Consider the following 21,470-nt stretch of genomic DNA (forward strand, 5'->3'; position numbering starts at 1 on the left):
GTTCGGGTGAATAGTACGTCACAACCTGCCTCTTTCCGCCCTCGGTATGCTCTTTGGGGGTAAATCAGGAGAGGCGACAACTATCCTGACACCGGGGGAAGATCAAAAGCAGATCAAGAGCAAGATCAAGAGCGACTCGCTTCGCATCGTGATTACTGTCGGCTACAACTGGACAGCCGTTGAGCACCGAAAGAATCAAAAGGAGTTTCGTACAGCGGACTAGGACTTACCTTACGTTCAAGCGTTGAAACCGATTTTTTCCCACGGACCTTTAAGGTTGCTGCTAGGAACAGGTCACGAGTCTTCCCCAGTCGCTGCAAATTCAGCGACCGGACGTGAGAAATCCAAATTCACCCCAACCGTGCAGCCGCCCGCGTCACGATTTCCCCGCGCACTCTGCGTGACTCCACCGTGCGCTTGTTGGCTTCCTCCAGCACATGCCTGGGCGCCGTCTCCGGGCGGCCTGAGTCAAACGGTGGGGCCGGCGCGTATTCGATCTGCAGTTGCACCAGTTGCGCCGCCGCTTCGCTGTACAACTCCGCGGCCAAAGTCAGGGCAAAGTCGATGCCGGCGGTGATCCCTCCGCCGGTAAACAGGTTGCCGTCACGCACCACACGTTCCTGTACGGGAATAGCCCCGAGCGGGGCGAGCAGGTGGTGGTAGGCCCAATGGGTGGTGGCCTTGCGACCGCGCAGCAACCCTGCCGCGCCCAATACCAATGAGCCGGTACACACCGAGGTCATGTATCGCACTGTCTGGGCCTGGGCCTTGAGGAAATCCAGGGTTTGCGGGTCTTCCATTAACGGGCCCACACCGGCGCCGCCGGGTACGCAAAGCACATCCAGGTTCGGGCAGTCGGCATACGTGATGGTCGGCGTGAACACCAGGCCAGTGCTGGAGGTGATCGGCGCGAGGTCTTTCCACACCAGGTGCAGCTTCACGTCTGGCAGCGAACCGAGGACATCATAGGGGCCGGTCAGGTCCAGTTGCTGGATGCCGGGGAACAACAGAAAGCCGATCTGCAAGGTCATGATTCAAGCTCTGAAAAGGAATAGACGTCCTCACTGTAGAAGCCTAGGCTTTGGCGAGTACGCCATTGAGCCCACTAATCGCGCCAATCATGCCTAAAATTATTCATGTACTCGCTTTTGAAAATGCCCAGGTGCTCGATGTCACCGGGCCTCTGCAAGTGTTTGCGTCGGCTAATGACCTGTTGCGCCAACGGGGTTTACCGTTGCCCTACGCAGTGAACGTGATCGCCGCTCAGGCAGAACCGGTGAGGACGTCTGCCGGCCTGGCGCTGCTGGCTGAGCCGCTGCCTGCCATCGACGCGCCTTGCGACACCCTGGTGATCGCCGGTGGCTGGGGCGTGTACGCTGCCGCCGAAGACCCGGCTCTGGTGCAATGGGTGCGCGATAAATCCCATTACACCCGGCGCATGGCTTCGGTGTGCACCGGAGCTTTTCTGCTGGCCGCCAGTGGTTTGCTCGATGGTTGCCGCGTGGCCACGCATTGGACGCGCTGTGAAGAACTGGCGCGCAAGTTCCCCACGCTCACGGTTGAGGCCAATCCGATTTTCATCCAGCAGGGCGCGGTGTGGACGTCTGCTGGTGTGACCGCCGGGATCGACCTGTGCCTGGCCCTGGTAGAGGATGACCTGGGGCGTGCGATTGCCCTGGAGGTGGCGCGCCACTTGGTGGTGTTCCTCAAGCGCCCTGGCGGTCAGTCGCAATTTAGCGTGACGTTATCCCTGCAAAAAAGCGACAGCCGTTTTGCCGAGCTGCACGCGTGGATCGCCGATAACCTGACGCTGGATCTGAGCATCGCCACCCTGGCAGCCCAGGCTGGCATGAGCGAGCGCAGCTTTGTGCGCCACTACCGCACCGAGACCGGCCAAACCCCTGCGCGCGCCGTGGAACTGATCCGCGTCGAAAACGCACGCCGGCAATTGGCAGACAGCACAACCTCCATCAAACGTATCGCCATGCAATGCGGTTTTGGCTGTGAAGAGACTTTGCGCCGCAGCTTTCTAAGGGCGTTGTCGGTGACGCCCCAGGCTTATCGGGAGCGTTTTTCACCGCTCCAGTAGTTCCAGCAAAGCTTGAAGCGTGACCTGGGGCGCTTCCTGGAAAACGTTATGACCCACGCCGGGCAACACCTGGCGGCGATAAAAACCGCTGAAGTGCTCCACGTCATCATCCTCCAGTGACGGCGGGCCCACACCGTCGTCGGCCCCGCATAACGAAATGCTGGGCACTGTTATCGCCGGTTGCGGCACCAGCGCCTGCTCGATGTATTCCAGCGCAGGATCACCCGGCGCATACATGAAGCGATGACGATAGGAGTGAATCACCACCTCGACAAAATCCGGGTTATCAAACGACGGCGCGGTCAGGGCGTAGCGGCTTGGCCCTTCGGCCCAGGACGGTGACCACAGCGCCCACAGCAATTGGCAGAGTTCACGCCGGTTGGCCGTCAAGCCGTCGACCCCACGCTGGGTGTGGAAGTAATACTGGTACCACAATCGATGCTCGGTTTCCGGTGCCCGAGGCTCAAGGGACTTGGCGATGTCCTGGATGTTGTAACCGTCCCCCGTCACCAAGCCGCGTACCCGCTCAGGCCACAGCGCCGCAACAATACACGCCGCGCGCCCACCCCAGTCATAACCGGCGAGAGTGGCCTGCTTAATGGACAGCGCATCCATGAAATCCAGCAGGTCCTTGGCCAACGCCGCCTGTTGGCCGGAGCGCATGACCTGGTCGTTGATAAACCGCGTCGGGCCATAACCGCGCAAATACGGGACCAACACCCGATAACCACGCTCGGCCAGCACCGGCGCGATTTCGTCATAACCGCGAGGGTCATAAGGGAAGCCATGCAGCAGGATCACCGGCTCGCCTGCGATGGGGCCGTGGGTTTCATAAGCCACGTCTAGCATGGACGTGCGCACATACAATAGCGGGGCAGGGGACGTCAGGGTTGCCATACAGTCTTCTCTCCACTGAGTTTGCGGTCCAGGAAGGTTGCCGCACTGATCAATGCCAGGTGGCTCAACGCCTGAGGTGTGTTGCCCAAGTGCCGAGCCTGGCTGTCGAATTCTTCGGCGTACAGTCCCAGCGGGTTGGCGTAGCGCAGCAGCTGTTCGAATTCCAGGTGGGCCTTTTCCACTTGCCCGGCGCGGGCCAGGCATTCCACGTACCAGAACGAGCACGCGGCAAATGCGCCTTCGGTGCCTTGCAGGCCATCGATCTGGCTGTCGTCATTGCGGTAGCGGTAGACCATGCCGTCGCGCACCAGGCTTTTCTGGATCGCTTCCAGTGTCGATAGCCAGCGCGGGTCGGTGGCCGCAACGAAGCGCACCAGCGGCATCAACAGCATCGAGCCGTCCAGCGCCGTACTGCCGATATGCTGTACGAAATGCCCGCGCTCTTCGTTCCAGAAGTTGCTCCAGATGTCGGCGTAGATTGCCTGGCGTGTCTGGTCCCAGCGCGCGAACGGTGCGGGCAGCGAGCGTTTGGAGGCGAGGCGAATAGCTCGGTCCAAGGCCACCCAGCACATCAGGCGCGAGTGCAGGAAGTGGTGTTGCTCGCCGCGCATTTCCCAGATGCCTACGTCTTTGCGGTTCCAGATATCACACACTTGGTCGACCACTTCCACCGTATGTTTCCAGCCTTCGTGGGAAATGGCTTCGCCGTACTTGTTGACCAGATACACCGCATCCATCAGTTCGCCGTAGATATCCAGCTGGATCTGGTCGAACGCTTCGTTGCCCACGCGCACCGGCTGGGCGCCGCCGTGGCCGCTCAAATGATCGAGGGTGGTTTCCGGCAACTCCTGGCGACCGTCGATGCCGTAGAGAATATTGATTTTGGTTGGCTGGCCGCAGCAGTCGCTGACTCTGCCTTTGAGCCAGCGCATATAGGCGTTGGCTTCCTCGACAAACCCCAGGCGCATGAACGCGTAGACGGTAAACGACGCATCGCGTATCCAGGTATAGCGGTAATCCCAGTTGCGCTCGCCGCCGGGGCTTTCCGGCAGGCCGAAGGTGGCGGCGGCGATAATTGCGCCGTGCTTGCGCGAGGTCAAAAGCTTCAACGCCAAGGCCGAGCGGTTGACCATTTCGCGCCAGCGCCCACGGTAATTGGACTGGGAGATCCAGCCGCGCCAGAACTTGAGGGTGCGTTCCAGGTACAGGTCCGTGCAGTCGTTGACCACCCGCGGATCATCCTGGCCGCCGAGCACAAATTCGGCGCCCTCGTCCTGGGCCAGGGTGAAGCGGGATACGACTGAATTTTCTTCGAGGGTCAGCGGGTGGCTGCCTACCAGACGCAGGCCGGGCTGACCGTCGGCGCTGAACAGCACGCCGTTGTCATCGGCTGTGGTGTGGGTCTTGGCACGGGGGTAGTCGTGGCGCACGGCGCAACGCAGGTGCAGGTTGGCCTGGCCGCTGACCACCCGTACTCGGCGAATCAGCAAAGGCAGCTCGTCGACCTCTTCGCTGACCGCCAGCAGGTCGGTGACTTCTACCACCGCCGCGTCGCTGAGCCAGCGTGTTTGTAGTACGTTGGTGTCGGGCAGGTAGATCTGTTCGCGGCGGGCGTTGGGCAGGTCCGGGGTAAGCTGGAAGGTACCGGCGTCGGGGGTGTCGAGCAGTGCGCAGAAGATCGATGGGCTGTCGAATTCCGGCCAGCAGAAAAAGTCGATACTGCCACGGTCGTTTACCAGTGCGGCACTGCGCATGTCGCCGATGATGCCATGGGCATCAATGGCGCTTTGGGGCTCTGTCTTCAAATCAACCATTGCCACGAAACTCCGGATAAAGGCTCATGCCACCATCGATAAACAGCGTACTGCCGACCACATAATCAGAAGCATCGCTGGCTAGCCACACCACTGCATTGGCCACATCTTCTACATCACCGACGCGACCGTAAGGAATCAATTTGAGCAGCTCTTTTTCTGCCGCGCCTTCAGTGGCTGCGCGGTTGATCGCCGTGCGAATCGCCCCAGGCGCAATGCCGTTGATGCGGATGCGTTGCTCGCTGACTTCCTGGGCGAGGGTGCGCATCAGCATCTCCACGCCGCCCTTGGACGCCGCGTAGTTCACATGCCCGGCCCAGGGGATGACTTGATGCACCGAACTCATATGGATGATTTTGCCTGCCGCCCGTGACACACCTTCGCGAATACCCTGGCGATTGAAGATACGCACCGCCGCCCGCGCGCAGAGGAACTGCCCGGTGAGGTTGACGCCAATCACCGTGTTCCAATCCTCAAGGGTCATATCCACCAGATTGGCATCTTTTTGCAGGCCGGAGTTGGCCACCAGAATATCCAGATGGCCGAAGGCGTCGAGAGTTTGCGCGAATAGGCGTTCGACATCGGCCTCCTTGGACACATCGCCGCCGATGGCAAGCGCTCGGCCGCCGTTGGCATTGATCTGTGCGGCGAGGGCCTCAGCCGGTGCCGCCTGGGAGTTGTAGTTAAGCACCACCGCCGCGCCTGCTGCAGCCAGGGCGTTGGCCGCGCCCGCGCCAATACCGGAACTGGCCCCGGTGACCAGGGCCACTTGTTGCTGCAAGGAAATCTGCATCGCCCACCCACCGTTTTATGAGAGTCCTTCTTGCTGACTGGCGGCGGGGAGTGGAAGTTCACCCCCTGGCGCTTACGCCCAGCTCGGGCAAAAGCGCGACGTTGTCGTATGATGCTGAAAACAAAGGGCAATACAGGAAGCGATGGAATGCATGCGTGGGCCGATACCCGAGGGACGAAACTATTACTCAGCGGCGTATTAGCCGCTTTATCACTGATTCAGACAGCCTTGTGCGTCGCGGACAACAGCAATGGTAAAACGCTGTATCTACAGCGCTGCGCTGTGTGCCACGGGCCCGATATCAAAGGCACCGGGCCATTGGCTAAAAAAAGTAATCCGCCAACCCCCGACCTGACAACTGCCACCTTCAAGAAACGACTCCATGATTATCCGGGCGTTATCGTCTCCTCGGTCATCCTTCGCCCCAATGGCAACCTGATCCCCAAGACGCTGCAAGACAATGGCGTAAAGATCGCGCCACATGCCTGGAGCGTTAAAGACTTTCGCGATTTGCATCAATACATGAGTGAGGTCATTTCAAACAAATAGTGGGTGGGCGATGAGCAGCAATTGCCCCACTTAATAGGAAGCATTACTATTCACGCCCCGCCTCCCCAGTGCTCTCGCGATGACTCCTCAGCCGCCCCGCAGAACAGGCTTTTTCGAGCACTACGAAGAGTTGATCGGCACCTGGACACGCCGCCTGAGAAACCGTCAGCAAGCCGAAGACCTTGCGCATGACACCTTCTTGCGGGTGCTTGAGTCCGCTGCCTGCAAGGTTGCTCAGCCACGCGCCTACCTGCATCAAACCGCACGCAATATTGCGGTGGATGCCTACCGCCGCGAAGACCGTCGCGAGGCGTTGACGCGGCAGGCGGTTGATCACAGCACGCCTCACAGTAGCGACCCGGAGCATTACATGCACGCGATCCAGTTGGCCGACGCCATCGAGCGGGCGCTGGCCGAGTTGCCGCTCAACTGTCGCAGAATTTTCATCTGGCAAAAGATCGAAGGGCTCACCCAGCAGGAAATCGCCACACGCCTGGGGCTGTCTAAAAACATGGTGGAAAAGTATATGATCCGCACCCTGCGGCATCTGCGTGATCGTCTGGATGCGAGCGCGCCATGACCGGCTTTGAAACAGGATCTTCCACGATGGATAACCGTGTCCGTGATGAGGCCGCGCAGTGGTTTGTACGCCTGCAAGACGGCCCATTAAGCGCCCAGGAACGTCAACGTTTCGATGCCTGGCGCAGGTCGCAGCCCGCGCATCAGTACGAAATCGATGTGCTGCAAGGCCTGTGGAGCGCTACGGATTTACTGCCCAAGGCCCGCTTGCAGGCGCTGGGCGATGCCTCGACCGAGCGCCTTGGGCGGCGTGCGCTGCTGCGTTATGCCGTGGCTGCCAGTGTGGTCGCCGTTGCAGTGGGCCTGGGTGCGTACAGCGGGCTGGGGCAGCCAAAGCCCTACAATGCCGAATTCAGCACGCGGTTAGGCGAGCATCGTCAGGTGACCTTGCCCGACGGTTCCGTGATGGACCTCAACAGCCGCAGCGTGGTCGCGGTTCACTACGAAAAGGGCCGGCGGGGCGTGGAGCTCAAGCAGGGCGAGGCGATGTTCAGCGTGCAGCATGACGCCGGCCGCCCGTTTGTGGTCGCAGCCGGCGCAGGGCAGGTGACCGTTACCGGCACGCGCTTTGATGTACGTCGGGATGCGGACCAGACCCGCGTGGCGGTCGAAGCCGGCACGGTCAAGGTGCAGGGCCAGGCGTCCGATCACATCGTCACGCTCACCGCCGGCCATGGCACCCATGTCGACCGCCTCGGCCAAGTGGCAGCGGCCTACGAGGTGAACCCTGAAGCGCTGACTGCGTGGCGCAGCGGTAAACTGGTGTTTAACAACGCCACCTTGGCCGACGTGGCGCGGGAAGTGTCGCGCTACCGCGAGCAACCGCTGCGTGTCAGTACGGCAGCGGTGGGCAACCTGCGCTTGACCAGCGTCTTCAAATCCAGCGACACCGACGCCTTGCTCAAGGCCTTGCCCCACATCCTGCCGGTCGCCTTGCGCACTTTGCCGGACGGTAGTCAGGAAATTATTTCACGCTGACGTTCAGGTTTTTTTCGAGTTCTTCGTCTTCTCCTGCAACTGCAACTGGTTTGCATTAACGGCTGCGCATGCTTGCGATCACAGGACTAGGCTCGACGTGAAAAAACTTGCCCCCCACAACAACAAAATTTCCCGCTGGGCGCCCTTGGCCCTGGCCGTTGCCATCAGTACTGCACAGGCTGCCGAGGGCATCCACATTCGTGCCCAACCCCTGGGCGCAGCCCTGAGCCAGTTGGGCCAGCAGACCTCGCTGCAAGTGTTCTTCAGCCCCGATATGGTTGCCGGCAAGCAAGCCCCCGCGGTCGATGGCAACCTCTCGCCCGAACAAGCCCTGCGCCAATTGCTGCAAGGCAGTGGCCTGGATTACCAGATTGACGCCGGCTCCGTGACCTTGCGCCCGGTGAGCAACGGCACCGGTGAAGCCGGCTCGCCTCTGGAACTGGGTGTGACCGACATCAAGGTGGTAGGCGACTGGCTCGCCGATGCCGATGCCGAAGTGGTGCAGAACCACCCCGGCGCGCGCACGGTCATTCGCCGCGAGGCCATGGTAGAGCAGGGCGCGATGAACGTCGGTGATGTGCTGCGCCGTGTGCCTGGCGTGCAAGTGCAGGAATCCAACGGTACCGGCGGCAGTGATATTTCCCTCAATGTCGGTGTGCGCGGGCTGACGTCACGTCTGTCGCCGCGCTCCACCGTGCTGATCGACGGCGTACCGGCGGCGTTCGCTCCCTACGGCCAGCCACAGCTCTCGATGGCGCCGATTTCTGCCGGCAACCTGGAAAGTATCGACGTTGTCCGTGGCGCGGGTTCGGTGCGTTATGGGCCACAGAACGTTGGCGGCGTGATCAACTTCGTAACCCGTGCGATCCCGCAAGACTTCTCCGGGGAAGTCGGCACCACCCTGCAAACCTCCGCCCACGGGGGCTGGAAACATGTGGAGAACGCCTTTGTCGGCGGCACGGCCGACAACGGTATCGGCGCCGCGCTGCTGTACTCAGGGGTCAACGGCAACGGTTACCGCAACAGCAACAACGGCAACGACATCGATGACGTGATCTTCAAGACCCACTGGGCGCCGACCGATCAAGACGATTTCTCGCTGAACTTCCACTACTACGATGCCAGCGCCGATATGCCCGGCGGCCTGACCCAGAAGCAGTTCGACGCCAACCCGTACCAGTCGGTACGCGACTGGGACAACTTCAGCGGGCGCCGCAAGGACGTGTCGTTCAAGTACATCCGCCAGATCGACGACCGCACCCAGGCCGAAGTGCTGACTTACTATTCTGACAGTTTCCGTGGCAGCAACATTGCCAACCGCGACCTCAAGACCCTCAGTTCCTACCCGCGCACCTACTACACCTTCGGCATCGAGCCGCGTGTGTCCCATGTGTTTGACCTGGGGCCCAGTACCCAGGAAGTCAGTGTGGGCTATCGCTACCTCAAAGAAGGCATGCACGAGGAGGCCACCAGCCTGAACCTGGTCAACAACGTGCCGACGCCGGGCGGGCAGAGCGACGGTCATGTCTATCAGGACCGCACGGGGGGCACTGAAGCCAATGCCTTCTATATCGATAACAAAATCGATATTGGCAAATGGACCATCACGCCCGGCATTCGCTTCGAAGACATCCGCACCGAATGGCATGATCGCCCGGTCGTGGCCCTGAATGGCAAGCGTACCGAGGAAAAACGCCGCGAGGTCCACAACAACGAACCGCTGCCGGCGCTGAGCGTGATGTACCACGTGTCTGACGCCTGGAAATTGTTCGCCAACTACGAAACCTCCTTCGGCAGCCTGCAGTATTTCCAACTGGGCCAGGGCGGTACCGGCGACCAGACGGCCAACGGCCTGAACCCGGAAAAGGCCAAGACCTACGAAATCGGTACGCGCTATAACGACAGCGTCTGGGGCGGCGAAGTGACGCTGTTCTACATCGACTTCTCGGATGAACTGCAATACGTCAGCAATGACGTGGGCTGGACCAACCTTGGCGCCACCAAGCACAGCGGTATCGAAGCATCGGGCCATTACGACCTGTCCAACCTCGACCCGCGCCTCGACGGCCTGACCGCTAACGCGGGCTTCACCTACACCAAGGCCACCTCCGAAGGCGATGTGCCGTTCAAGGGCCGAGACCTGCCACTGTATTCCCGCCAAGTAGCGACTCTGGGCCTGCGCTACGACATCAACCACTGGACCCACAACCTGGATGTTTATGCCCAGTCCGGCCAGCGCGCGCCAGGCACCGGAACCACCTACATCACCCAAGGCACCGCGGATGGCCAATACGGTGATATCCCAGGGTATGTCTCGGTCAACGTGCGCAGCGGTTATGACTTCGGCGCGCAGTTGTCGAACCTGAAGCTGGGTGTGGGCGTGAAAAACGTCTTCGACCAGCAGCATTACACGCGCTCCAGCGATAACAATGCCGGCTTGTACCTGGGCGAGCCTCGCACCTTCTTTGTACAGGCAAGCGTCGGGTTCTGATCTGTCGTCGCTGGGAAAAATCGCAACCTCAGGGGGGCGATTTTTTTTGCCTGGGCAAAGCGCTCCGTCCACTCATTGCTGCAAGACCACACTCTGTTTCCTACATCACCACAGCACAGATTATGGCTGGATCAGGAACTGATTCCGACGCAACACCACACATGGGAAAGCTGATGGGCTTCGACACTGCGTTGGAGCGACAAGCTGAAAATCGCCCACTGTATGGAGAAACTTATGTCGGTATCGATGTTGGATACACCCGTCTCTGCTTCATCAACGCCTGACCTTTCACAGGCCAGTGCCAAGGCCGAGGTCAAAAACACTCGCCAGGCTCCGGCGTCGCCTTCCTTCACTGGTCAGAATGCTGCCCATGTGAATTTTCAATCCGGGGCCAACAAAGCCGGGCCGGTATTCGGTAACCCCCAGGCACCCACCGCCGCGGCTGACGTACCTGGGCATCATCACCGACCACCGGCGATGCAGAATTTCCTGAACCAACTCCAGCACTGGATCAGTCATTGGTTCTCCGGGCATCGGCCGTCTATGCATCCTGGCTGTGGGCATCCGCCGCCAAAGCCGAACCCAGGTTGCAGCAACCCGCCCCCCAGGCCGAACCCCATTGGGAGTAATCCGCCACCGAGGCCGGACCCCACTGCAGGTCGGCCGTATCCGCCCGCCCCCGGCAGGCCTGATCCGCAGTACTCGCTGAAAAATAGAGAAGAGCTGGCGCAGCAGTTGCGCGATAACTTCAACGCCTTCAGAGACCCGAAGAACCCTGGTTCCATTAGCGTTGACAGCATTCTTGCAATGGCAAAAAGAGGGTGGTCGCCCAACCCGGTCATGAACGAGAACATTCGCCTGGCCAATGAGCTGCTACGACGTCCGGAACTGATGGCCGCATTGGACCGGCACGGTTCCACGGGCGCTTTGAATGGCCTGATCGACCGGCACAGCCTGAACGCGGTAATCAAAGGAGAAAACTACTTCAAGTACAAGACCGACAAAGAACTGGCCGGTGAGCTGCTTGAGCATTTCGACGAGTTGAAAAACGGGAGCGGGGGCTCAAGCCTTAAAATCCGCGACCTGAAAAAGTGGGCCCGCCAGCCGCTTACCGGCGACGCAGCCAAGGACCATCTGATCCAGTTGGCCCAGGAAATGCTCAAGCGCAGTGATCTGCTTGAGAAAATGGATAACCGCGCCAGTAAAGATGACGACGGGAAGATCAGCCGTACAGGACTGTACTTGTTGTCCCGCTGACCGCTCTTCAGGCGCCGCCTCTCGGGGGCGGCGCCAGTCCAATATGTTTCAAGGAACGAATTACGCCCATTTGCCACAGAGGTGATACTTGCGGTTGTAATTCGACCCGCCGCTTTTCAGATTCTGAATGAGGGAAAACATATGGCTTCAGCCTCGTTTAATTCTTCCCCAAATGGTCCCATCGACCTGTTGCGCAGTACCCAACGTACAAGTCCACCAGTATCCAAGGAGCGCGGCCCCTCGCGCAGCCTCCCTTTTGCGTCGACGGAATATGAAGCAGAAGCACGGCGTATGAAGGCTTATGCCGGCGAGCGTAGATTCCAGGCGCCCGTGTCGGACGACTTTTCCCGGGGCATGCTGGCAGACCCGCAGATCAGGGGGGAGGGCACCGATTCGTTGAGCGACACGGGGTTGATTAATTGCCTGGCAGGCTGGTGGCGTAGGCGCAAGCTGGGTTAACCACGGCTGACCTCGGTTTTACATATTGTCATTGGTAGGTATCGTTGACTCGGAACTGCCGAGTTCCTCCAACCACACATGAGGTGCCTGCCTGAGTAGAGTCCATTCGTTGATTTTGCCCATCAAGGTAAAAATCACCCTGCGGATATGCATCTGAAAAGTGTTGGAGAAAACCCATGACAATCGAGGGTGTATTACCTTCCGGACGGCCTCTGCCCCCCGACAAGCCTGCCGTACACTCAACTACGTCACCAGCGGCCACCCACCCTGAGGCCTGGCATCAACCCCCCTCATCGACTTCGGGCGAGGGTTCGCGCAAGCCTTTTCTTTTACGCGGAACATTGTCCGCTCTGCGCCATCGTGACTTGCAGAACTTTCCCATTGGGCGGGCCAGTGGCACCCCGCCGGGTACTACCTCAACGGACGACCAACTGGCGAAGGCCCTGGAAAAAGCCTTCGGCCTGCTGCACCCCTTTCTGAATGATGGGCGCCTGACGTGGATGTCTTTGCAGCGGATCGCCGCTCATACTATGGGTGAAAACGAGGCGTTGGACGGCGTGATTCAGGTCGTTAGGGAAATGCTCAAGCGCCCGCGGTTGAGTGACGCGATCTTCAGTCGTGACGGCGATATCACACGTGACAGCCTCAGCGCGGCGGCCCAAGCGTTGCAGGGGAACAGCTCGGCAATCGAGTTCAGTCAGGACCCGTTTCATGCGCAAGGCAATGCGCAGGTGGTGGAGGCGCTACAAAGCCAGTTTCCGCTGTTGAGAGACAAGGCCATGGACCGAACCTACCTGTTTGAAGCGCATCAGTACGTTGAAATAGCCAGGCTGCGGGAGGTCATGCAGGACCCGCATGAGGTCGATCAACAGGGCGCGCCGGTGCTGGATGCGTCCACGGGCATGCCCCAGTCCAAATACAGCGAACTCTGTGTCTACACCGCGAAGAACATTATTGAGCGTCCAGGTTTGCTGCCTTCGTTGGAGCGTGCCAATGGCACACGACTATTTGGCCCGCCTCACAAAGAGGGGTGGCTCAGCAACAAAAGCCTCGAACGGTGGCATGAGCAAGACGCCGCTCGCAAGGCACGCTGAAAGGCAGGCTACACCTTGAGGACTTTGCCGCTGATGGCCACCGCCGCCAGCAATACTGCGATCAGGATGAAGGCAGTACTCAAGCTGCTGCCGTGGGCGATAAAACCAATTACGGCGGGGCCGGCGAGAATGCCGGCGTAGCCCAATGTGGTGATGGCAGGCACTGCAATATGCTCTGGCATAACCGTTTGCTTACCCACGGCGGTGTACAGCACCGGCACGATATTCGAGCACCCGGCCCCCACCAGCGCATACCCCAGCAGCGCAGTTTCCCACGCAGGCAATAGCGTCGCGAGGAGCAAGCCGGCACAGGCCAGCGCGCCACCGATCACGATTACCCGCGTGGGGCCCAGGCGTCGAACAATCGCATCACCGGTCAGGCGTCCAGCGGTCATGGTCAAGGCAAATGCCGCGTAGCCCAGGCCGGCGTAGGCCTCATCCAGGCCGCGCTCGGCGCTGAGGAACACGGCGCTCCAATCCAGTACGGCGCCTTCAGCCAGGAACACGATGAAACACAGGCAACCGATAAACAACACCACACCATGGGGCACTGCAAATGCCGGCCCCGAACTTTCACTGCCATAAGGCAGCAAGTGCGGTGCAGCCTTCAACAGCGCCGCCAGCGTGATAACCACCACCACCAGGGTCGCCTGCAATGGCGACAGGCCCAGGCCCAGCAACCCCGCAACCCCCGCAGCGCCGACAATGCCCCCCAGGCTGAACAAACCATGGAAGCCCGACATCATGGTTTTGCCACTGGCGCGCTCAACGATCACCGCTTGCAGGTTGACGGTGGAGTCCACGGTGCCCAGGCCTGCGCCAAACAGGAACAACCCGGCAATCAACAACGGGATGGAACTGGCAGTGGCCAGCATCGGCAGAGCCAGGCAGATCATCAGTGTCCCTGCGCTCAGCACGCGTCGGCAACCGTAACGCGAGGCCAGCGCGCCCGCTGCCGGCATTGCGATGATCGATCCCACACCCAGGCACAACAACAGCAGGCCAAGGGTGCCTTCATTCAGGTTCGCGCGCGCCTTGGCATACGGCACCAGCGGCGCCCAGGCGGCGATACCAAAACCTGCGATAAAAAAAGCGATGCGGGTCGACATCTGTTCCAGTCGCCCGGGAACCACGGGGGCAGGGGTGGGAATGGCAGTCATGAAAAATCCTTGGTTTGGCGTTCAACGAACGATGTCCGGCGCGACATCCTTGCATATCAGGCCCTCTTGAGCGAATCGGGTTCCGTTGGTGTTCAGGATTAAAGGTACGGGGTGCAAGCCTTATTTTTTTACAAACACGGAACGCTTTGGCGGCCGGTCACCACGTAGAAATGATCGAGCCTGTAGGAGGTGGGCTGGAAGGTGTGTAATCCCTGCGGGGAGTGGCTGAACCCCAGGTTTCTTGCGGCGGATTACCACCTTCCAGATCACTTCCCACAGACCGGCGGTTGTGTAATACGCTGCTGTCCCGATAGTAGGTAAGTGAGCGGACGAGCCGATGAAAATTTTCCGGTTTGCGTGGCTATGACCCGGTTCTACGACGCGCGCGGCAATATTTATGGGGTGGTCAGCCCCGCCTATTTACGCCGCCAGGGTATTGTCGTGCCCGACACCGCCGGCTTGGCTGCGAGCACGCGTAGGGCGTGGGCCGCATCGGCGATTACGTCTGAATGTGGCTGGGGTACGTTGCCACGTCCGGCTGGTGCCAAGGCGCATCGCTGCGATGGTTTGTTGGTCGGGCCATTTCAGGCCCAGGCACCGTTTGATCTGCTGATCATCAATACCGACGGCTCTCTTGCCGAACGCAGTGGTAATGGCCTGACTATCTTTGCCCAGGCGTTGACCGACCAGGGTTTGCTGGTCGACGGCACTGAGTTGCGGGTGTATCACGACAAACCAGGTGCGATATCGCCCTTGACCACTTATGTCGAGTCGGCGAGATATGATCAGGTGCAAGGTTTCTGGCTGAGCTTGGGCCGACCCGAGTTCGGCCCCTTGGCGGCGGGTGCGGTTGGCGTGAGCCCTGTCGTGGTGGAACGGCATGAATTCAATCGCGTGGCGGCACTGACATCGATTAATCCGCAATGGGGGAGCAGCCAATTTGTCCGAGTGGGCAACCCCCATTGTGTGACGCTGGTTGAGCAGCTTTCGGCGTTGCCAGCCTATGACACGATGCATCAGTCGGCACTTTTCCAGCAGTTGAAAGCCATTGCTTTTGCACCGCCAGCTGGGTGCGGCCAACCCTGTGTCGCTGGGGTCAACCTCCAATGGGCTGCCCGGGACACAGACAATCGGATCATCGCGCGCGTATTTGAACGAGGGGAAGGGCCTACGGCCTCGTCGGGGACCAGTGCAAGCGCAGTGGCGTGTGCGGCATGGCGAGCAGGTTGGGTTGAGAGTGGCGACGTAGCGGTGGTAATGCCGGGTGGCACGGCGCCAGTGCGCTTGAAGACCGAGTCAGGAAACGTGCTGAGTGTCAGTCTTTTCGGGACAGCGCAATTAAAAGTCTGAACATCGGGAACGACTGATACCTTAAATAAGTGTCAGTCGTTTCCTTAAAGCTTAGTGATTCAGATATATGCCGCAGTCAGAGTTTTCTCTAATTGTTAGATGGCTTGTTGGCTGTATTTATATTCTGAAAAAGACACTTCCATTTTCGTTGTACGAAACTTCTTTATTATTTCGAAAGGGCCGAAAGTCGACTGAAATCGCTAAGCTTTAGCGTGTTCAGGTGCTTTTTTCGCAATCCAAATTGGCATTTGTGAGGAAGAGCCATTCACGCGAATTTGATGACGGGTAACAAAGGATGGTTAACGGGTTTGTTTCGTCACGTTTCAAGTTAGTCCTTGCAGGCATAAATACAGAACTTCAGGTAGTGGCGTTCAACGGCAGTGAAGCCCTCGACCAGCCCTACTTTATACAGGTGCAGTTAGTCAGCGAAGACCCCTACCTTGACCTGGAGGCATTGCTTCATCAAACCGCCTATCTGTACTTCGGCGAAGCAGGTCAGGGCTTGCATGGGCAAATCTACGCCATCGGTCGGGATGATCCCGGTACGCGGCTCACCCTTTATCACCTGACACTGGCGCCACGCCTGGCATCCCTTGCCCATCGTTGCGATCAGCGGGTTTTCCAGCAGCGCAGCGTACCGCAGATCATTGCGACGGTCCTTGAGCACCACGGCATTCTCGCCGACGCCTATGCCTTCGAGCTCGGGCCGGTGGTGTATCCACCACGCGCATTTTGCGTGCAGTACAGGGAATCCGACCTGCATTTCATCCAACGGCTGTGTGAAGAGGAGGGCATTCACTACCACTTTCGTCACAGCGCGCAGAATCATCTGCTGGTGTTTGGCGATGACCAGACGGTGTTTCGCCGGTTGCCGGTGCAGCGTTATTGTTCCTCGGCTGATCCATCGCTTGGGGCCCCGGTCGTCCAACGTTTCGACCGGCGCCTGGTAACGCGCAGCCGGCGCACCGTACGTCGTGACTATGACTTTGAGCACCCTTCGTTTCGCCTGCAAGACCAAGCCGGTGCCGAGACGGCTGATCCTCTGGAAGATTATGGCTACCCTGCCGGCTTTACGGGCCATGCACGCGGTGCGCAGCTGGCGCGACGCAGCCTGGAGCGTCACCAGCGTGATCGCCATCGAGTGCTGGGCAAGAGCGATCAATCGGCGCTATGCAGTGGCCACTTCCTTGAACTGTGCGATCACCCGGACCCAGCCTGCAACGACTTATGGTTGCTGACCTCGGTGCGTCATGAGGGTTATCAGCCGCAGGCGTTGGAGGCTTTGTTGGTTGAGGCCGGCGAGTTCCAAGGCTATCGCAACCGATTCACCGCGACACCCTGGCGCGCAGTGCATCGACCGGCCCTCAAACACCCCAAACCGACGATCAGTGGCAGCCAGACCGCGACGGTAACCGGGCCGGCAGGCGAGGACGTGCACTGCGATACCTATGGTCGTGTGAAGGTGCGCTTTCACTGGGATCGCGCGGACAAGGGCGACGAGACGAGCAGTTGTTGGCTGCGCGTGGCGTCCGGTTGGGCGGGTGATGGGTTTGGCGCCATGGTCATTCCACGGGTGGGCATGGAAGTGCTGGTGAGCTTCCTGGAGGGTGACCCGGACCAACCCCTTGTCACAAGTTGCCTGCCCAATGCATCGCACTTGCCGGCGTACGCTTTGCCGCAGCACAAGACACGCAGCGTACTGCGTAGCCGCAGCTCGCCGGGCGGCGGGGGCGCCAACGAGTTGCACTTGGAAGACCGGCGCGGCGAAGAACTCATCTACCTGCGTGCCCAGCGTGACCTGGAGCAACGGGTGGGGCATGACAGTCGCCTGGAGGTAGAGGGCGATAGCCTGACTCGCGTTGGCAGGAGCCTGGTGATCGAGGCCGGGCAGCAGGTTCATCTCAAGGCCGGTGCCAGCCTGGTGATAGAGGCCGGCGCACAACTGAGCTTGAAGGCAGGCGGGGAACACCTGGTGATGCAAGCCGGCAGTATTTCCAGCAGCCGGTCCATCACTCTGGGCGGTTCGCCGTCTGCAAGCCGTTCGGTGAGCCCATCAGGGGTTGCCGGCACGCAAATCTCTGCCGTGCAAAGCGTCATCATGGACTTGGCCAAGCAACTGGGCGCCGACTTTTGCCCTCTGTGCGAAGGCTGCCGCGAAGGCCTGTGCGATATCCCAGGGAGGGCGGCCTGATGGACAGCTTGCTCCATCGTTGGATGGCCCAACAACAGCAGAGCGGACACCCATTGTGCCTGATGCTTGATGGTCACCACGAAGCTCGCCAACGCCTGATGGCAGATCGTGCTCCGTCGCACTATTGCAACCTCTACAGCGAGACCGCTGCGGCGGAGTTGGCGAATTCAGGCCCGCTCATACTGTTACTGGAGCAACTGAATGAGCCTGCATTGGCCGACCTGTTGCTACACCCCGAGTCGAACTGGGGCTGGCTCGCCAGCCTGCCCGCCAGCGACTTGGCGGGAGTGGCGCGTCATTGGCGCGAGAGACTGCTGCGGGGGCCAGAAGGCCAACAGGCGCTTTATCGCTTTCACGACAACCGCACCCTGGCCCGTGCCTTGGCCCATCTGGCCGAGGAGCATTGGCCAGCCTACCTCGGGCCGCTGATCAGTGTGTGCTATTGGCATGAAGGCTGTTGGTGCCACCACGAAAACCCTGCACCGGGCGACTACCCTGTGCCTGAGCCCCCGCCGTGGCTCAACACACCCAACCCCCAGGCCGAAGCCATCCTGCACGCTAATATCCTGCGCTACCTGCTGGCTGAGCACAGTGAAGACCTGGCGGCATTAGTCGAATTCCAAGACCCCAGGATTTGGCTGGCCCAGTTACTGGAGCAGGCGCGCACCTGGCAATGGCGGGAGCCGGTGCAGCTCGAATTTTTGGTGGTGCGCCGGTTGGCAGAGGCGACCGGCAGCAGGGTTACTAATTGGCAACCGAGGGCAGACGAGACGCCAGGGGAGCATTTTGAACGAGTGGCGGCGCAGTGGCACAGGGAGGTGGGGAGCAGTGAATAAATTGATGGGGTGGGTGCTACTGGTGGCTGCGGGGCTTTCGGGATGTACGGGGAAGGCGGTGGAGAGTTTTACATTGGAGGTGGATTTGCCGGCGCAATTCGGCCTTGTGGGCGATGCTTCCTACACCCCCGCGCCGGGCGAAACGTGCAAGTTGCCTCGAAGACATGGCAAGCGAGCGGATCTCAAAATATTCAAGGCTGCCAGCAAACCCGTAGCGAATAGAGTGAGTTTCGAGGTGCCAATGACAGAGCGGGTGGAAGGCTGCTCGCTGATGTTACGTAAACTTGTGTTTGCGATTAACGCAAAGTGGGGGGGGCGTTGGTCGGATGTCGGACGGGATTACGCCGCTGTTTATATCCAAGATAGTTGGGAGGACGGAATGTCTTTGATGTCAGAAAGTTATGTCCAAGAGCTCCCTGGGCAATGTCAATGGTTGTTTCGTACTGTTGGCCCCCAGCATGCCCTTATTAAGGGGCTTAAATGCAATTCGCTGAACACCAGCGGACAACTTACGAAAGCTCGTGCTGGCGGTTATGTGTCCCGTGCTGGATTGCGTGGGAAGACGCTGAGAATGGTGCTGGCGTTAACGGAAGAAGAACAACCAGCAGTGCGAGACAACTGGGTAAAGGTTGTCGGTGGCTGGAAGCGTTGCAGGGGAGAAAGCCAGGAAGACATATTTGCGTTTTGTCGCGGCAATGTCGCTGACTTCAAGGCTTTCAAAATGCCAGATGGGCGTTTATGCAATATTTATCCGACCTGTGATTAATCAGGAGAAACCTCATGGAACAAGCTGCATGGAAGCAACAGTTTTTCAACGACAGGATGCCTGCTTGCTCATTGAGTGGGGATTGGTTGACCTTCTGCTTAGTCGATGAAACGGGAAATGGAAAAAGTTATGGGGGACTGCCTTACACCCTGCGTGACGTTGCTGGTCAGCAATACAACGGTCGGTTGAACGGGGAGGGTTTTGCCCGAGTGGAGGGTTTTTTCTGTGGTCCCGTAATTCTGATGATGGAGGAGCGCTATTCAGGTCGGGAAACGCCCTATCAGTCGCTCATGACACGTTCATTCTATGCATTGCCTATCACTGAGTTGCAAGTGCGTGCCGAGCAAACCCATTTTCTTGATAACCACGATCAGATTGTCGAAAAAAATCCCGCACGCCCAAATGCAGATCATTTTTATCAGGTTGAAGTGAGTGACCTAGTTCGACATAGCGCTCACTTGCCGCCCCTGTCGTCACAGGCTCACCGTCCAATGCGGCATGCACTCAAGATGATGGCAGACCTTGGTTTTGGACCTCCCGAGTCTTCCTTCAAGGGGCTGGTGCTCTTTCCGAAAAAATTCACGATGTTGCAGGTGCGACCTCTAAGAGCATTACGGCCAATCCTTTCTACACAGGATCAATTTTGCGCATTGAACCTGTACCAACTGGCGTTAATGTCAACATTAAGCTATTGCGAGTTTGGCCAAGATCCTTCAGCAGAACCTAAGGATAAAGTCAGCTTTCCTTGGCATCCAAGTATCGGGAATTTGTTTTCCGAACGCTTGTCATGTCACCGGGAGGCGTGGAGGTTTGACTCAGAGCAAGTGCAACGATTTTATCCATTGTATGAAGACGTAGCTTATTCCCGTCGTTTCGAGATTTTGCCTTTTGATCCAGAGTTGTACGGGCAGAATGCCAATGCGCATGATCTCGAGCATCCGGAGCGGATACACTTTTTTAACGATGTAGAGTTTGGAACAGATACTCAAGCATTTATTTGTCATCACGATGAAGTGGTGCTTATTGCTGTACGCGGCACCGCTAGTGGTGCCGATGTTCTACGCGATGCAAACGCCCATCAAGTCCCATTCATCGAGGGCGTTGGAAAAGCCCATCAAGGTTTTTATCAGGCATTTCAGGCCATGCATAATTTTGTATCGGGTTACCTTTTTCGATATCACAGCGGCCAACGAATTATCATTTGTGGCCATAGTCTTGGGGGGGCTATAGCACTCTTATTGGCAGAGGCCCTACGTCGCACGCCAGATCGAGATTACGACCCACTCCTCTACACCTACGGCGCCCCCCGCGCCGCCGACTCTGAATTTACCGCCGGTGCCTCTTCCCTGGTCCACCACCGCATCGTCAACCATAACGACCCTGTCCCCAGTGTCCCGGCGCCCTGGATGAACACCACCGCCAAGCTCTGGATTCCCGGGGCCATCGCGCTATTCAGCAACCCCGCACCCGGTGGCCTGCTGTTCGCGGCAGGGCTGGTGCGCGTGGGCGGCAACCCCTATCGACATCATGGTGAACAATATCACTTCATGCCGATCACGCTCCCGGATGGCAGCCACTCCTCGGTGTTATGGAAGCCTGGGTGCGAATCGCTCCAAGAGGCGGGTTGCAACCGCGCATTGCAACTGCAGGGCGACATGCCCGACCGCGATAATGTGTTGAGGCAGCTGTTCCAAGCCGACCAGCACTTCATGACCACCAGCTACATCCCCGCGGCGTGGGCGACGTTGCGCCGCTGGCAACAAACCCTGGAGAGCGAGGGCCCGCTGGTAACCCAGCAAGAGTTCGAGCTGCTCGACCGGGCCTTCGAAGACATGCGCGAGCAACTGCGGGCCAAGCGGCGTGAACTTGCGCTACGGCGCCCGGCCAATGATCGTAGCCATGAACCTACCGATGCCTTGAACGCAGAGATCGACCGTTTGCACACCAGCCGCGAGCGCTTGGCAAGCCTGCGCTGGCGACGCCTGGAAGCCCGCGATGTCTACGGCAGCCATGCCCGTTCTGCACATCTGCAATCGAGCCTCAAACGTTGGTTCAGCCACCGCGAGAATCGTGAGCCGGCCCAATTCGCCAGCATCCCGCCGCCTGCCCACGACGAACAGGCACGGGTGCAAACGCTGGACATCGACTCAATCGTCTAACCCGCGCG

The 21,470-nt window shown here is 59.3% G+C and carries 18 protein-coding genes; 13 read left to right on the forward strand and 5 right to left on the reverse strand.

Going from position 1 to position 21,470, the window contains the following annotated elements; translation table 11 throughout:
• Positions 1 to 350: 350 nt before the first annotated feature.
• Positions 351 to 1,031 carry an isonitrile hydratase gene (inhA, locus tag CER19_RS17500; RefSeq protein WP_116667313.1) on the reverse strand — a complete coding sequence of 227 codons (681 nt, stop codon included), beginning with the start codon at positions 1,029 to 1,031 and terminating at the stop codon, positions 351 to 353.
• A gap of 89 nt (positions 1,032 to 1,120) precedes the next feature.
• On the opposite strand from inhA, the gene CER19_RS17505 reads away from it, so the two are divergent.
• Positions 1,121 to 2,089: a GlxA family transcriptional regulator gene (locus CER19_RS17505; protein ID WP_116667314.1), complete on the forward strand. Its 969-nt coding sequence runs from the start codon at positions 1,121 to 1,123 to the stop codon at positions 2,087 to 2,089.
• Here CER19_RS17505 and CER19_RS17510 read toward each other — a convergent pair.
• Genes CER19_RS17510 through CER19_RS17520 form a run of 3 tightly spaced genes read right to left on the reverse strand, consistent with a single transcriptional unit; the run spans position 2,075 to position 5,593 of the window.
• On the reverse strand, positions 2,075 to 2,986 hold the full coding sequence (locus CER19_RS17510) for an alpha/beta fold hydrolase (protein ID WP_116667315.1): 912 nt from the start codon (positions 2,984 to 2,986) through the stop codon (positions 2,075 to 2,077). The genes CER19_RS17505 and CER19_RS17510 overlap by 15 nt on opposite strands.
• Positions 2,974 to 4,800 carry a glycoside hydrolase family 15 protein gene (locus CER19_RS17515; protein ID WP_116667316.1) on the reverse strand — a complete coding sequence of 609 codons (1,827 nt, stop codon included), beginning with the start codon at positions 4,798 to 4,800 and terminating at the stop codon, positions 2,974 to 2,976. Before CER19_RS17515 ends, CER19_RS17510 begins: the two co-directional genes overlap by 13 nt.
• Complete coding sequence (locus tag CER19_RS17520; RefSeq protein ID WP_116667317.1) at positions 4,793 to 5,593, reverse strand: glucose 1-dehydrogenase; 801 nt, start codon at positions 5,591 to 5,593, stop codon at positions 4,793 to 4,795. Before CER19_RS17520 ends, CER19_RS17515 begins: the two co-directional genes overlap by 8 nt.
• Positions 5,594 to 5,740: 147 nt before the next feature.
• On the opposite strand from CER19_RS17520, the gene CER19_RS17525 reads away from it, so the two are divergent.
• The 7 genes from CER19_RS17525 (at position 5,741) to CER19_RS17560 (ending at position 13,000) form a co-directional block, all read left to right on the forward strand.
• Complete coding sequence (locus CER19_RS17525) at positions 5,741 to 6,142, forward strand: cytochrome c (RefSeq protein ID WP_116667318.1); 402 nt, start codon at positions 5,741 to 5,743, stop codon at positions 6,140 to 6,142.
• A gap of 79 nt (positions 6,143 to 6,221) precedes the next feature.
• Positions 6,222 to 6,722 carry a sigma-70 family RNA polymerase sigma factor gene (locus tag CER19_RS17530; RefSeq protein WP_116667319.1) on the forward strand — a complete coding sequence of 167 codons (501 nt, stop codon included), beginning with the start codon at positions 6,222 to 6,224 and terminating at the stop codon, positions 6,720 to 6,722.
• Between the two features lie 26 nt (positions 6,723 to 6,748).
• Complete coding sequence (locus CER19_RS17535) at positions 6,749 to 7,699, forward strand: FecR family protein (protein ID WP_116667320.1); 951 nt, start codon at positions 6,749 to 6,751, stop codon at positions 7,697 to 7,699.
• 97 nt (positions 7,700 to 7,796) lie between these two features.
• On the forward strand, positions 7,797 to 10,190 hold the full coding sequence (locus CER19_RS17540) for a TonB-dependent receptor (RefSeq protein WP_116667321.1): 2,394 nt from the start codon (positions 7,797 to 7,799) through the stop codon (positions 10,188 to 10,190).
• A 234-nt stretch (positions 10,191 to 10,424) separates the two neighbouring features.
• On the forward strand, positions 10,425 to 11,447 hold the full coding sequence (locus tag CER19_RS28895) for a type III secretion effector protein (protein WP_178088115.1): 1,023 nt from the start codon (positions 10,425 to 10,427) through the stop codon (positions 11,445 to 11,447).
• 291 nt (positions 11,448 to 11,738) lie between these two features.
• Positions 11,739 to 11,906: a type III secretion effector protein gene (locus CER19_RS17555; protein WP_116667324.1), complete on the forward strand. Its 168-nt coding sequence runs from the start codon at positions 11,739 to 11,741 to the stop codon at positions 11,904 to 11,906.
• A 341-nt stretch (positions 11,907 to 12,247) separates the two neighbouring features.
• On the forward strand, positions 12,248 to 13,000 hold the full coding sequence (locus CER19_RS17560) for a type III secretion protein (protein WP_256660474.1): 753 nt from the start codon (positions 12,248 to 12,250) through the stop codon (positions 12,998 to 13,000).
• Positions 13,001 to 13,008: 8 nt separating this feature from the next.
• Here the strand turns inward: CER19_RS17560 and CER19_RS17565 are convergent, their stop codons facing one another.
• Positions 13,009 to 14,160, reverse strand: a complete 1,152-nt coding sequence (locus CER19_RS17565; protein ID WP_116667325.1) for an MFS transporter — start codon at positions 14,158 to 14,160, stop codon at positions 13,009 to 13,011.
• 363 nt (positions 14,161 to 14,523) lie between these two features.
• On the opposite strand from CER19_RS17565, the gene CER19_RS17570 reads away from it, so the two are divergent.
• The 5 genes from CER19_RS17570 (at position 14,524) to CER19_RS17590 (ending at position 21,462) form a co-directional block, all read left to right on the forward strand.
• Positions 14,524 to 15,510 (forward strand): diaminopimelate epimerase, encoded by a 987-nt coding sequence (locus tag CER19_RS17570; RefSeq protein WP_116667326.1) that lies wholly within the window; start codon positions 14,524 to 14,526, stop codon positions 15,508 to 15,510.
• A 295-nt stretch (positions 15,511 to 15,805) separates the two neighbouring features.
• The gene (tssI, locus tag CER19_RS17575) at positions 15,806 to 17,701 is read left to right on the forward strand and encodes a type VI secretion system tip protein TssI/VgrG (protein ID WP_116667327.1); all 1,896 of its coding nucleotides are present in this window, start codon (positions 15,806 to 15,808) and stop codon (positions 17,699 to 17,701) included.
• Positions 17,701 to 18,537, forward strand: a complete 837-nt coding sequence (locus tag CER19_RS17580) for a DUF4123 domain-containing protein (RefSeq protein ID WP_116667328.1) — start codon at positions 17,701 to 17,703, stop codon at positions 18,535 to 18,537. The genes tssI and CER19_RS17580 overlap by 1 nt, the downstream gene beginning before the upstream one ends.
• Positions 18,538 to 18,541: 4 nt before the next feature.
• The gene (locus CER19_RS17585) at positions 18,542 to 19,303 is read left to right on the forward strand and encodes a hypothetical protein (protein ID WP_116667329.1); all 762 of its coding nucleotides are present in this window, start codon (positions 18,542 to 18,544) and stop codon (positions 19,301 to 19,303) included.
• A 14-nt stretch (positions 19,304 to 19,317) separates the two neighbouring features.
• Positions 19,318 to 21,462: a lipase family protein gene (locus CER19_RS17590; protein WP_116667330.1), complete on the forward strand. Its 2,145-nt coding sequence runs from the start codon at positions 19,318 to 19,320 to the stop codon at positions 21,460 to 21,462.
• The last annotated feature ends 8 nt before the right edge of the window (positions 21,463 to 21,470 follow it).

It is taken from the genome of Pseudomonas sp. GL93 (assembly GCF_003408955.1).
Classification (GTDB): Bacteria; Pseudomonadota; Gammaproteobacteria; order Pseudomonadales; family Pseudomonadaceae; genus Aquipseudomonas; species Aquipseudomonas paracarnis.

Excerpts from the sequence above, each read along its gene's own strand:
- inhA (WP_116667313.1), bottom strand. The coding sequence starts at position 1,031 with ATGACCTTGCAGATCGGCTTTCTGTTGTTCCCCGGCATCCAGCAACTG.
- CER19_RS17505 (WP_116667314.1), top strand. The coding sequence starts at position 1,121 with ATGCCTAAAATTATTCATGTACTCGCTTTTGAAAATGCCCAGGTGCTC.
- CER19_RS17510 (WP_116667315.1), bottom strand. The coding sequence starts at position 2,986 with ATGGCAACCCTGACGTCCCCTGCCCCGCTATTGTATGTGCGCACGTCC.
- CER19_RS17515 (WP_116667316.1), bottom strand. The coding sequence starts at position 4,800 with ATGGTTGATTTGAAGACAGAGCCCCAAAGCGCCATTGATGCCCATGGC.
- CER19_RS17520 (WP_116667317.1), bottom strand. The coding sequence starts at position 5,593 with ATGCAGATTTCCTTGCAGCAACAAGTGGCCCTGGTCACCGGGGCCAGT.
- CER19_RS17525 (WP_116667318.1), top strand. The coding sequence starts at position 5,741 with ATGCATGCGTGGGCCGATACCCGAGGGACGAAACTATTACTCAGCGGC.
- CER19_RS17530 (WP_116667319.1), top strand. The coding sequence starts at position 6,222 with ATGACTCCTCAGCCGCCCCGCAGAACAGGCTTTTTCGAGCACTACGAA.
- CER19_RS17535 (WP_116667320.1), top strand. The coding sequence starts at position 6,749 with ATGGATAACCGTGTCCGTGATGAGGCCGCGCAGTGGTTTGTACGCCTG.
- CER19_RS28895 (WP_178088115.1), top strand. The coding sequence starts at position 10,425 with ATGTCGGTATCGATGTTGGATACACCCGTCTCTGCTTCATCAACGCCT.
- CER19_RS17555 (WP_116667324.1), top strand. The coding sequence starts at position 11,739 with ATGAAGGCTTATGCCGGCGAGCGTAGATTCCAGGCGCCCGTGTCGGAC.
- CER19_RS17565 (WP_116667325.1), bottom strand. The coding sequence starts at position 14,160 with ATGACTGCCATTCCCACCCCTGCCCCCGTGGTTCCCGGGCGACTGGAA.
- CER19_RS17570 (WP_116667326.1), top strand. The coding sequence starts at position 14,524 with ATGACCCGGTTCTACGACGCGCGCGGCAATATTTATGGGGTGGTCAGC.
- tssI (WP_116667327.1), top strand. The coding sequence starts at position 15,806 with ATGGTTAACGGGTTTGTTTCGTCACGTTTCAAGTTAGTCCTTGCAGGC.
- CER19_RS17580 (WP_116667328.1), top strand. The coding sequence starts at position 17,701 with ATGGACAGCTTGCTCCATCGTTGGATGGCCCAACAACAGCAGAGCGGA.
- CER19_RS17585 (WP_116667329.1), top strand. The coding sequence starts at position 18,542 with ATGGGGTGGGTGCTACTGGTGGCTGCGGGGCTTTCGGGATGTACGGGG.
- CER19_RS17590 (WP_116667330.1), top strand. The coding sequence starts at position 19,318 with ATGGAACAAGCTGCATGGAAGCAACAGTTTTTCAACGACAGGATGCCT.